At 62.8% G+C, this 11,276-nt stretch carries 9 protein-coding genes, 1 tRNA gene and 1 pseudogene; 6 read left to right on the top strand and 5 right to left on the bottom strand.

The genetic code is table 11. The features are described 5' to 3' along the window. Window positions 1-132: 132 nt before the first annotated feature. Both ACP2YO_RS44865 and ACP2YO_RS44860 read right to left on the bottom strand, forming a co-directional pair. Window positions 133-486 (bottom strand): hypothetical protein, encoded by a 354-nt coding sequence (locus tag ACP2YO_RS44865; RefSeq protein ID WP_426437532.1) that lies wholly within the window; start codon window positions 484-486, stop codon window positions 133-135. Between the two features lie 103 nt (window positions 487-589). Next, window positions 590-1,792: a tyrosine-type recombinase/integrase gene (locus ACP2YO_RS44860; protein WP_426437531.1), complete on the bottom strand. Its 1,203-nt coding sequence runs from the start codon at window positions 1,790-1,792 to the stop codon at window positions 590-592. Between the two features lie 85 nt (window positions 1,793-1,877). Here ACP2YO_RS44860 and ACP2YO_RS44855 point away from each other — a divergent pair. After that, a tRNA-Phe gene (locus ACP2YO_RS44855) sits at window positions 1,878-1,974 on the top strand. 213 nt (window positions 1,975-2,187) lie between these two features. On the opposite strand, the gene ACP2YO_RS44850 is transcribed toward ACP2YO_RS44855, so the two are convergent. Then, window positions 2,188-3,780 carry an alkaline phosphatase family protein gene (locus tag ACP2YO_RS44850; RefSeq protein ID WP_426437530.1) on the bottom strand — a complete coding sequence of 531 codons (1,593 nt, stop codon included), beginning with the start codon at window positions 3,778-3,780 and terminating at the stop codon, window positions 2,188-2,190. Window positions 3,781-4,109: 329 nt separating this feature from the next. On the opposite strand from ACP2YO_RS44850, the gene ACP2YO_RS44845 reads away from it, so the two are divergent. After that, the gene (locus ACP2YO_RS44845; protein WP_426437529.1) at window positions 4,110-4,424 is read left to right on the top strand and encodes a cupin domain-containing protein; all 315 of its coding nucleotides are present in this window, start codon (window positions 4,110-4,112) and stop codon (window positions 4,422-4,424) included. 353 nt (window positions 4,425-4,777) lie between these two features. On the opposite strand, the gene ACP2YO_RS44840 is transcribed toward ACP2YO_RS44845, so the two are convergent. Next, entirely contained in the window at window positions 4,778-5,872 is a 1,095-nt protein-coding gene (locus ACP2YO_RS44840) for an FUSC family protein (protein ID WP_426437528.1), read from the bottom strand. 328 nt (window positions 5,873-6,200) lie between these two features. Between ACP2YO_RS44840 and ACP2YO_RS44835 the strand changes: the two genes are divergently transcribed. The 4 genes and pseudogenes from ACP2YO_RS44835 to ACP2YO_RS44820 all read left to right on the top strand — a co-directional run bounded on the left by ACP2YO_RS44835 (window position 6,201) and on the right by ACP2YO_RS44820 (window position 10,054). Then, the gene (locus ACP2YO_RS44835; protein WP_426437527.1) at window positions 6,201-6,650 is read left to right on the top strand and encodes a DUF2059 domain-containing protein; all 450 of its coding nucleotides are present in this window, start codon (window positions 6,201-6,203) and stop codon (window positions 6,648-6,650) included. A gap of 218 nt (window positions 6,651-6,868) precedes the next feature. Continuing rightward, complete coding sequence (locus ACP2YO_RS44830; protein ID WP_426437526.1) at window positions 6,869-7,849, top strand: helix-turn-helix domain-containing protein; 981 nt, start codon at window positions 6,869-6,871, stop codon at window positions 7,847-7,849. 116 nt (window positions 7,850-7,965) lie between these two features. Then, window positions 7,966-9,408 (top strand): annotated as a pseudogene (locus ACP2YO_RS44825) (MFS transporter). A 136-nt stretch (window positions 9,409-9,544) separates the two neighbouring features. Beyond that, on the top strand, window positions 9,545-10,054 hold the full coding sequence (locus ACP2YO_RS44820; RefSeq protein WP_426437525.1) for a peptidase S14: 510 nt from the start codon (window positions 9,545-9,547) through the stop codon (window positions 10,052-10,054). A 19-nt stretch (window positions 10,055-10,073) separates the two neighbouring features. Here ACP2YO_RS44820 and ACP2YO_RS44815 read toward each other — a convergent pair whose 3' ends face one another. Next, a complete protein-coding gene (locus tag ACP2YO_RS44815; RefSeq protein WP_426437524.1) occupies window positions 10,074-11,228 on the bottom strand; it encodes a caspase family protein in 1,155 nt (384 codons plus the stop codon). Between the last annotated feature and the right edge of the window lie 48 nt (window positions 11,229-11,276).

The raw sequence follows: 11,276 nt of genomic DNA, 5'->3' as shown, positions 1-11,276 counted from the left end.
GATTTCGTCCAGGGGGCGTGCCGCCAACCTAGGGCGTGCTGTAGCGCTGGAACGTTGGTGAGTGCTGGCATCTGTCATCGTGGATCACCTCCACGATGCTTACAGCACGATCAGGAAACGGGCGTTGTTACGTTAATTATTTGGGTCGAATTTCGGCGGCGGATCGTTGCGGTGTACTTTGCCTAGTATCCTCCCCGCCTCACTAGTGCGGGCAGGGCGCGAGTGTGTTTCCCGTTGTTCCTTTCGGGCCTGACGAAGAGCAGCTTGGGCCACCGCTTCGAGTTCGGCAACGATGCCGATTTCGCCCGCGTCCCCTTCGAGCCAGTTGCCGCGGACCCCATGACCCCTCAAAATTTCGGGAACGCGGACTGCCAACAGTTTCTCGGCGCCGTCAACGGGACGACCGCGACCAGTCCGCTTCAGCGCATGGCCACTGCCTGCAAAGGCCCACGAAATCTCATCCACAAGCTCTTCAACGATGTCCAACCTGTCCCTCAAGCGATGGCGGTCTAGGATGTTTGCGCTTCGCGTTCGCAAATCCTCCTCGACCTCTTTCGGAAGCGATGCGCAGCCGGGAGGTCCGCCCCACTTATACATTGCTGGGCTCCCCGGCTATAAGGGAGGCCACCGCATCACCTAGTGCCCTCCGTGCATCCTCGCCCGCTAGTCGCACGTAGGCCCTCGCCGAGGCGATGCTACGGTGCCCCAACCCAGTTGCGATGATGTGTGGGCTTGCGCCGGCGCGCGCAAGCGCAGTCCCGACCGAACGCCGGAGGTCGTGAATGTGAAGATCGTGGATACTTGCTCGACGTAGGACCCGCCCCCACGCCTTCGGCAAACCGACCAGATGGTGGTCCCCGATGGGGCTCGGAAAAACCCACGGTTCGGCGGCACGGCGTTGCCGTCGCAGTTGAAGAAGGGTGATAGCAGGTACAGTGAGAGGTAATGGGGTTGACGTCTTATTTTTCGCGACACTAGCCGGTATAGTCCAGACCGCAGCGGCAAGATCGATGTCTTCCCATCTCATGCTCAATACGCTGCCGCGCCGGGCGCCGGTGAACAGCAGCATCATGAGAACGTCGGCCCACGGTTCGCCTTCCTCCTTGATCGCACGCAGGAGATCGCCGAGTTCAGTGGACTTCAAGATACGGGCACGAGAGTTTTCTTGAAATCGAATTAAGCCCTTCGCGGGATTGATCGCCAAACGGTCGGATCGAACGGCAAAATTCAACATGGCCGACAAGAACGCGGCGACCCTGTTGGCCGCGACAGGCCTGGCCTGTCCGACCCGGTCAAGGAGAGCTTGGCAGTCACTGCGGGCTATTTCGACGAGTGCCTTGCGGCCGAGGGCCGGGCCAACGTGGTTCTTCCACCGCTCTTGATCGCGAGCCCAGGTGCGATTTCGCTGCTTTACATGGGCAAGGTAGGAAGGCCACACGTCGTTCAGGGTGATCTTTCGTGCACGCGCTGCTTTCCGCGAGGCGATGGGATCATCACCCCGTGCGAGTTCACCCGCGACACTGCGTGCGGCTTGTCTGGCATCGTCGAGCAGCAGCCCCGGGAAGCGACCCAGCGTCAGGCGGTGGGTTCTCCCGTTGATCTTCTTCACGATCACAAATGATCGGGCCCCCGCTGCGGTGACCCGCACGGCGAGGGACAGAGCAACGGTATCGTAAGTATATGCGACGCCGCGCGCTGGCCTTGCCAGCGCCGCAATACGCTGCTCCGTGAGCTTTGAGCGAGCGACCTGTTGACGTCGCTTCACGATATTCGTGGATGAGATCGCGTCCATGGCAACCTTGCCGTTGCAACCGTAGTGCAACCTCGAAAACTAATGAAGGAAAAGTCTAGCAAATGAGTTGGGGAGAAATGGTTACGTTTTCAAGTGCAACAACGTCGAGACAACTCAAGAAGACGAAGAAGGCGAGACTGAAAATCGCAGTGTCGGTGGTTCGATCCCGCCCCTGGGCACCATTCACTTCACGGCACCCTTGATTGGCGCGTGGCCTGGATGAGCGAAGCAACATCCGGGTTTGAAGCTGGTGCCGTCACTGCATATCGATTCGCTCATGCGGGCGACCCGCCTGGTCCATTTCCGCTTCTGGCCGCCTCCACGGAATGACGCAAAAAAACGGCGCCCGAATGGATCGGGCGCCGTCGATAGGTCCTGATCGCAGTCGTCTGACCTTAATGGTCGAAACCGGGCAGGGCGGTGGTGTGCTCGGCACGGGCGCCCTTCAGCTTGTTGGCGTCGAGGTGGAGTGCGCGCAGGATCGTCGGTGCGACCTGCTTGTTCTCGACCTTGTCGTCAACCGCAGCGCCTTCGAAGCCTGGATTGGCGACGACCAGCAGGACGTGGGTGTCGTCGTCGGTGAGGCCGCCATGCTCGGCGACCTTCGCCGCGCTGCCGCTGTAGATCGTGCCATGGATCGGCTGGATGATGATGTCGGGCGTGCGGCCCTGGGCCGGGTCGCCGAATTTGTCCTTCAGCTCGTCGCCGGCATAGATCTTCTCGATCCGGGCGTGGTTCAGGAGAACCTTGTCGTTCTCGAGGATGCTGACGGCTTTCGTGGCCTGGGTCTGATCGGCCAACCAGATCAGCGAGATGTCGTCGGCAGTCTCCTGCGCGACCTTGACGCCGCCGGCGGTTAAGAGGTCGGCCGGGTCGGTAACGTCGGCATTGCCCGCCAGCACCCTCGGATTGGTGCTGCCCTTCAGCATGTGAAGCTGGGTCACGTCAATCGGCGACTGGCCATGCTTCGCGCCGACGATCACCAGGGTATTCTTCGTAAGATGCTGCTGGTCCAGCTGCGTAAGCATCTGGCCAAGCGAGCTGTCGACGAAGTCGAGCGACGCTTCGAGCTGCGCGCTCGGTGTACCGACCGCATCGGTGTAGCCATCAGCCGTGACCTTCTGTCCGACGCTGACGGCCTGGAAGTTCATGCCCAGGATCGCCGGCACGCCGACCGACTTCGTCCCGGTGTGGTCGAGGCCCTTGATCCAGTTCAGGACCGCGGTGACCTTCAGATTGTCATAGTAGCGGGTGTAGACCGGGTTTACGGTCCAATCGTCGCTTGCCTGAGGCGTCGGGATCAACTGGGGTGCGGTGGCAAGCACGCTCGTTGAATTGATCTCGGGCGCATAGAGCTCATCGAGGCCCGTGCCGGAGGGGCCGCTGATGATCTCATAGGCCGGGTGCTTGTCCGACCAGGCCGTGCGCAGGCCGGCCTCATGGATGACTTCCATGATGGTCGTGGTGTCGTTCTTCAGGTACGCGTGCGGATAGACCCGCTGGCACGCGCTGCCGACCTTGCGCAGCGGCAGGTTCGCCGGATTGATGTGGTCGGAATTCGCCGGGCCACCGCCGTCGAGCTTGGTCAGATCGTAGTCAAGCGCTTCGAAGTACGTGGCTTCGGTGCCCGCGTTGCCCACGCAGTTGCTTCCGGGCGGATACAGGGTGTGGTCATAGGAGTCGTCGTAAAAGATGCCATGCGTCTTCGGCGAGGCGCCGGTCATGAACGCCAGGAGTCCCGGAAAGGAATCCGACGGATGGGAGGTGTGCGCATTGGTGTAATGCACACCGTGCCGCAGCAGCTTGGTGAAAGCCGATGCCGGGTGACCTTTGACGTAACGCTGCAGGTCGACCTCGTGCATGCCGTCGACGCTGATCAGAAGCACATGTTGGATGCCGCGATGGTCGTCATCGTCGGCGCGCGCGGCCATGCTGAGTGCGGTCGAGCCGAGCAATACTGCGGTCGTGAGCTTGCCAAATTGATTCATTGGTGATCCTCCCTCAGGTTAGGGGTTCTTCAATACCGCTGCGAGCACGACGGCGATGTGAAAGCGGAATGATGATGGCGTGACCATCCTGTTACGCATGCCGCGCAGGTCACGCACAGCTGGTGGCCGATCAGTGCGCCGCTGATGAGCGGCGCGCTGATGTTGGCGCCGGACATCAGCGACTGGTTGAGGCCCATGATCATGCCCTAGCGATTGATCGCGGTGCTACGCGACAATTCGGCGGTCAGGATGCTGCGGGCGAACATCGTGCCGATGATGATCAGGGTCAGGACGCAGCGAGGGCCGCGAGCCAATCGAGCAGGCGCCAGGTGATCAAGCAGCCGCTGCCCGGCGATCCGAAGCGCGAGACCACGCTCGTGGAAGTGGTCTATCCTCCGGGCACCGGCTCGCCCGTGCATGCGCATGCCAACGGCGTGATGGCGTTCGTCGTATCAGGCTCGACCGCCTCACAGGTCGGCGACGGTCCGGCGCAGACCTACAAGGCCGGCGACGCGTGGTGGGAGCCGGTCGGCGCCGTGCATCGGGTGTCGTGGAATCCGAGCCCAACGGTGTCGGCGACGCTGCTCGCGATCTATATCGCGCCGGAAGGCGCGACCGCGGCCGATCTCATGAAGCCGCTGTAGCCGGTTGAAGGGTGGGCGCCCACCCTCACGTCTCCAATAGCCCGTTCCGAGCTTGCCGGTGATCACCGCGACGGTGTCGTGGACTTCGTAGGATCCGCCGTCCCGGTAATCTCCCGGCAGCCCCTTGAGCGCGTGCAGCGCCCAGTGGCCGTTCGCGAAGTTCACCGTGCCCTCATGCGGTCGCGCCGAGCCGCCCTCGGCGTGGAATTTGTGGGTGCCGTCGCCCAAGTTACGGTGACAGTGCACGAAAAGGTACAGCAAGGCGCGACCACCTGTTGCCGTAGTCACTTCGTGCACTGTCACCTGACTTCCGTTTTTTTGGAATCACTTCGGTGCGGTCTCCACCGGCAAGATCATTCTCCCTCGCTCGCCGGCAAGGCCTTCTCAGGTGAGGGTTCCCCGCGCCGCGCAATGAGGTGCCAGGCCAACAAGACCGGTTCCAGCACGACCAGCCCCATCAGGATGCCGGCCAATCGTTCCAGGGCGGGGTCGATCCGTGGGTGGGCGTAGCTGTCTGGCACCAGCACGACGAGCATGACCAGAACAAACTGTGTGCCCGAATAGGCAATCGCCGTGCCTCCGTTCTCGATGTGACGGCCGAGGATGACGCCGACGAAAGTGCTCAGGATCAGGATCGCGGCATGGCCGTGTGATGCCAACAGAATGAGGGCCGCGAACAGACCGCCTGCCACGCAGCCCACCGTTCGATAGATCATACGACGACTGACCGGAACGAGGCCGCTACGTCCGACGGTCGCGACCGGGACCAGCATGACGGCCATGATGGTGATGCTGCTCTGCGCCGGCTCCGGGAGTCGAAAAAGCGCGAGGCACGGCAACAGGCCGAGAGCGACGGCGCCTTGCGCGGCGTGGCGGGCAGCGTCGGGATGCCAACCGAACTGCGCAGCCGCGGTCTGCGGAGGCGCCGGCCAGCGGCGGCGCGCGGTCAAGGTCGACAGCGCGCTCACGATGACGCAAGCCGATGTCCCGGCCACAACCTCGACCACCCGAGTGAGGGCAAATGCGGTCACCGCGAGGTCCGGATGTTGAATTTTGTCGAGCAGGATCATCTCAAAGGTGAGGCCGACGAAAAGCCATGCATAGGCCCGCCTGGCGGTCAGCGCTGCGTAAAGCGTCGTACCGCCGACGATCACGCTCGCAAGAACCTGGCCGGCGAGATGATCGATAACCAGGGGTGCCAGGGTGATCGCCAGCCCGGCGCCCGCGCAGGTTCCGAGGATCCGCAATACCCCTCGCAGGGTGCTCTCCGCGACATGCCCGCGCATGACCATATAGCCTGAGTAGGCGGCCCACGACGCGTTGGTGGCGCCCAGCACATGCGCAAATACGATCGCGAGCAGGACGGAAAGACTGCATTCGAGCTCGTCGACAAGCCGGGCGTCCAGCGAAAACAGGTTCCCAAGCTCTCGCTTGATCTGATCGCGCAACGGCATTTGATCGATCGTCATCTATGCCCAGAATATTTGCCACGGGATATGGTCCGGTACCCATAGTGCCAACGGGCGCTTGATTCCACGAATTGATGGCAAACCGGGTCAAGCGGCGCCATAGCTTCGCGGGGCAGGAGGGGGGCGCGCCGCGTTGCTTCCGCCCACCGTCCAGCATCGGCCCGCAATAACGGACGAAATTCGGCTGGGGGCGCTCATGACCAACATCGACGAATACGACGGCTGCCCGGACTGCTATTGCGGCGGGCCCGGACGGGTTCGCCCCATCGAACGGTCCTGATATCAAGCCCAAACAGGGAGTGCGCCTATGTCCGCCCGCCTGATCATGACGCGTTATGCCTCGGCCATGCTGATCGCGCTAGCGTTGGTCGGTATGGTTCGACCGGCCGCAGCGCAGAGGGACGCGACGTCGGGGAACCGGCCGTCTCCGGCCGCCATCTTGTTGGCAAAGCAGATTCTCGATCTCAAGCACGTCAAGGATTCGTTCCAGCCGATTATCCCCGGTGTGATCAGCAAGGCCCGGGACTTCTTCCTGCAGACTAATTTCATGTTTGAGAAGGATCTCGGCGAGATCGCGCATAATTTGGAGAAGCAGTACCAGCCGCGCCTGAATGATATGGTCGATGCCGCAGCGCGCAATTATGCCAGCCATTTCACCGAGCAGGAATTAAGGCAGCTGCTGGCCTTCTATCAGAGTCCGCTTGGCCAAAAAGCGATTGCCGAGGAGCCTAAGGTGCTCGACGAGAGCATGGTCTAGGCTAGTACCTGGGCCTCCAAACTTTCCCAGGAAGTCCTCGACAGCATGCGCGCGGAAATGAAAAAGCGCGGACACGATATCTAGGATGGCTGATCACGACGTCGATCGTTCGTTATCGGAGCCGGGTCGGGCGGCGTGCGCGGCGCGCGATGCAAGCAGGGCTGCCACAAATCAACCGCACATGGCGGGCAGCGAGGTCGCTGTGGCAGGATCAGCCAATGACATCGCAGTCCCCCGATTTCACGACCTTTCGGTTCTCTACCGCAGATCTGCCCAAGCGGGATCGTTTGGCGATATTTCGGGAGGAACTCGGACGCGGCGCCATGCGGCTCGACCCGGCGCCGCTGGCCGACGACCCCTATCATTGCGAGACGACCGTGCGTTCGCTGTCTGGACTGGCGATCGGACACTCGGCATTCGCTGGCTTGCGCATTGCCAGGCCACGCGAACTGCTCGACGGCGTCGATGATCTCACGCTGGTGATCGCCACCAGCGGCGATCTGCTGGTGTCGCAGATGGGCCGGGAGATCACGCTCGGCGCCGGTGATGCGCTGCTGACCTCGAGCGCGGAGGTGGGTCACATCACCTATCCCTCGCCGTCGCGCATCATCACGCTGCGGGTGCCGCGCAAGGCGCTCGCGGCGTTGGTGCGCAACCCCGAGGATTTGCTGATGCGCCCGCTGCCACGTGCCAGTGAAGCGCTGCGGCTGCTCACACACTATGCCGGGGAAATCGATAGCGCCTATCGATTGGCTGTTACCGGGTTGCAGCATCTCTTCGTCACCCATGTGGTTGATCTCGTCGCACTGGTGATCGGCGCTGTCAGGGACGCGACGGCTGTCGCTGATGACCGTGGACTGGCCGCGGCGCGGCTCGACGCCGTCAAGGCCGATATCCGCCAGAGAATCGGCGAGGCCAATCTCAGCCTGACCGCCCTGGCGCGGCGCCAGCAGATCACGCCGCGTCACATCCAGCGGCTGTTCGCGGGCGAGGAATCGACATTCTCGCAATTCGTGCTCGGCCAGCGGCTGGCGCGCAGCCATCGTCTCTTGATCGATCCACGCCGCAGCGATCGCAGCATCAGCGCCATCGCGTATGAAGCCGGGTTCGGCGATCTGTCTTACTTCAACCGCACCTTTCGCCGGCACTTTGGCGCATCGCCCTCGGAAATCCGCGCCGCGACGCGGCGCGAGGGCTGATCGCGGTTCTCGTCTGCCGAACATGCGAACCTTCGGCGTTCGACCGCGTTGCCGTCCGGGGGCGCGAGCGGTGGCAGCTCCTTTTGAGAGAGGGATCACCGCGGGAATGACGGTTGATGAACGGCTCACACCAGGAAGGCGACGTCGTCAAAACCGACATTCCGTTTCGCCTCGACCGGCTGCCATGGAGCCGCTTTCACCTGCTCGTCGTTCTGGGTCTTGGGATCACCTGGATCCTTGACGGTCTCGAAGTCACCATTGTCGGTTCGCTCGGACCTGCGTTGCAGAGCCAGGATACCTTGCGTCTGTCCAGCGCCGATCTCGGTTCGATTGCGTCCTGCTATGTCGTCGGCGCCGTCGCCGGCGCGCTGGTGTTCGGCTGGATCACCGACCGCTATGGCCGCCGGCTGGTTTTCTATGTCACGCTGCTGATCTATCTCGGCGGCGTTCTGCTGAGCGCTTTCGCCTGGAACTTCTGAAGCTTCGCGATATTCCGAATGGTCACGGGCGTTGGCATCGGCGGTGAATACGCCGCGGTGAACTCCGCCATCGACGAACTCATTCCCGCGAAATACCGCGGGCGGGTCGATCTCATCGTCAATGGAAGCTTCTGGCTCGGCGCCGCCTTTGGCGCGCTGGCGGCGCCCCGTTTGCTGGATACGCGCCTTTTTCCGCCTGACGTCGGGTGGCGGCTCGGCTTCGGCATCGGCGCCGTGCTCGGAACCGCGATCCTTCTGCTGCGGCGGTTCGTTCCGGAAAGCCCCCGCTGGCTGGTCACGCATTGCCGCGGCGACGAAGCCGAAAAAACCGTCAAGGAGATCGAGGGGCGCGTCGAGCAATCGCATGGCGGCGCGCTCTCACCGGTCGATCAGCAATTGACCGTGCATCCGCGCCGCTCGTTCGGCCTCGGTCTGGTGTTCTCGGCGATGCTCGGCAAATATCGCGAGCGCAGTCTCCTCGCTTTGACCCTGATGGTCGCGCAATCCTTCCTCTACAACGCCGTGTTCTTCACATTTGGACTGATCCTGGTGCATTTCTACCAGGTGCCGAGCCAGCAGGTCGGCTTTTACGTGTTGCCGCTCGCGGTGGGCAATTTCTGCGGGCCGCTGCTCCTCGGCACATGGTTCGACACGATCGGCCGCAAGAAAATGATCGCCGGCACGTTTGCCGTGAGCGGGATCTTGCTCGCAGCAACCGCGGCGATGTTCGGCTATGGCCTGCTCACGCCCGTAACTCAGACCATCGCCTGGTGCGCGATTTTCTTCTTCGCGTCCGCAGCCGCGAGCTCGGCATATCTGACCGCAAGCGAGATCTTTCCGCTCGAGACCCGCGCACTGGCGATCGCCTGCTTTTACGCGCTTGGCACCGCGATTGGCGGCAGCATCGCGCCCGCTTTGTTCGGATGGCTGATCGAGTCCGGCTCCAGTTGGCGCGTCTGCGCGGGTTATGCAGTGGCGTCACTGTTGCTGCTGCTGGCGGCACTCGCCGAACTCAAATTCGGCATCGACGCCGAAGGCAAATCGCTCGAGAGCATCGCCGAACCGCTGTCGGCCAAGTGAGATCGCCGGAGCATCGCCATGATCTCGGCACGGCAACTGCATGGAGCCGGCGACAGGCTCGCAGAAGGGATATCCGATGGAACTCGAAACATTGCCCGCAACAGCCTTCAAATCGCCGGCGATCGCACTGTCTGGTGTGGTCGACTACGAGATGTACACGAAATTCAGGACCCAGTTCGACAACGCCTCGGAAAAGAACATCGTCGTCATTGAACTCTCGACCTTGGGCGGCGACCCGGAAGTTGCCAGGATGATGGGCGAAGATGTTCGTTTCGCGAGCGAAACGGAGCCGCAGCGGCGGTTCGTCTTCCTCGGCAAGGCCGCGATCTATTCGGCCGGCACGACGTTCATGAGTTTCTTCGCGCGGCAGAACCGCTATTTGACGCGTGGAACGCGGCTCATGATCCACGAGCGCAAGCTGTCGAAGAGCCTTGTCATCGACGGCCCCCTCACGACGTGCATCGCGGTCGTCAAGGCGACCCTGAATGAAATCGAGTGCTCAATCGCGATCCAGAACGAGGGCTTTCAGAACCTCGTCCTCGGGTCGAACGTAACGCTGGACGAAGTCCTGCAAAAAGCCCCGGCAAACTGGTACCTGGAAGCGCAGGAAGCAAAGAACCTCGGGCTAGTTGAAGCGGTCCTGTGATCTGCTCGCGCTCTTCGCCTCACTCCACACTCCGCTTCCAATACCCCGTTCCCAACTTCCCCGTGATCACGGCAATGGTGTCGTGGATTTCGTACGACCCGCCGTCACGGTAATCCTTCGGCAGCCCCTTGAGCGGGTGGAGCGTCCAGTGGCCGTTCGCGGCGGTGATCGTGCCCTCATGAGGCTGCACGGCGCGGCCGCCTTCGGCGTGGAATCTATAGCTGCCGTCGCTCATGATGCGCCGGACCCAGCGCGACTGGTTGCGGCCGCTCGGCACCATGATCTCCCAGGTGCCGACCAGCGCGGGATCGATTGCCGTGGCCGCCGTTACCGCCATCGGTGATGCCGGAGCAGCGACCGCGGGCATGGCATTCGCCGGCGTCGTACCTGGCGGCGGCAGGCCGGCCAGATAGATCGCCTTGCGCGAGAGCGAGCCGTAGACGAAGGGCTGCTGCTCGTTGCGCGTTGCCTCCATCACGTCGTCACGGACGTTGCGGAACATGAAGGTGACCTCGACGCCTGGCGTCTCGATATTGCGCAGCAGTGCCGCGGTGAACGGGCTGTTGTGGCCGTCGCCGTCGAGCGCGGTGGTGCCGTCGCGTGCGGCATAGGCGACCAGCACATTGCCGACCGGCTCGATGCGGCCGAGCCCGCCGCTTACCGCCGCGCGCGTCGCCAGCGCCCGGTTCATCTTGGCGGCGAACGGATTGTTGCGGCAGGCGTCGAGGACGACGAGGCCGAGGCTTGTGGTATCAGCGACCTGCAGCATCACGCTTTGCAGGCTGATCGCTTCATTCGCCGCGTCGGTGTCGCGCTTCAATTCGGCATCGACCGGGATCAGCCAGTTCTCGCCATTGATCTCCATGCCGTGGCCGGCGAAATACACCGCCGCCATGTCGGCGCCGGCGGCGTCGTGCCCGAGCGCGATCAGGCCGCGCCGCATCTCGTCGAAAGTGCCGTTGGCGATCAGCGTGACCGCGAAGCCGAGGCGTCTCAACGCTGCGGCAACGTCGCCGGCATCCCTGGGCGGATTGGGCAGCGCCGGTACGCTGCGGTAGGCGCCGTTGCCGATCACCAGCGCGACGCGCCTGCCATCGGCCGCGGCGAATGCCGACGTGAAACCAGCAAGCGTCGCGGCAACGGCCAATCCAGAAACAAACCCGCGTCGATTCATGCCGGCCCTGATCAGACGTGATGGGCCGTATGCTACCTCAGTCGGCGC

Origin of the sequence: Bradyrhizobium genosp. P (genome assembly GCF_049949265.1) — a bacterium.
GTDB lineage: Bacteria > Pseudomonadota > Alphaproteobacteria > Rhizobiales > Xanthobacteraceae > Bradyrhizobium.
This window is presented reverse-complemented; position numbering and strand designations above follow the sequence as displayed.

Excerpts from the sequence above, each read along its gene's own strand:
- ACP2YO_RS44815 (WP_426437524.1), bottom strand. The coding sequence starts at position 11,228 with ATGAATCGACGCGGGTTTGTTTCTGGATTGGCCGTTGCCGCGACGCTT.
- ACP2YO_RS44835 (WP_426437527.1), top strand. The coding sequence starts at position 6,201 with ATGTCCGCCCGCCTGATCATGACGCGTTATGCCTCGGCCATGCTGATC.
- ACP2YO_RS44850 (WP_426437530.1), bottom strand. The coding sequence starts at position 3,780 with ATGAATCAATTTGGCAAGCTCACGACCGCAGTATTGCTCGGCTCGACC.
- ACP2YO_RS44860 (WP_426437531.1), bottom strand. The coding sequence starts at position 1,792 with ATGGACGCGATCTCATCCACGAATATCGTGAAGCGACGTCAACAGGTC.
- ACP2YO_RS44830 (WP_426437526.1), top strand. The coding sequence starts at position 6,869 with ATGACATCGCAGTCCCCCGATTTCACGACCTTTCGGTTCTCTACCGCA.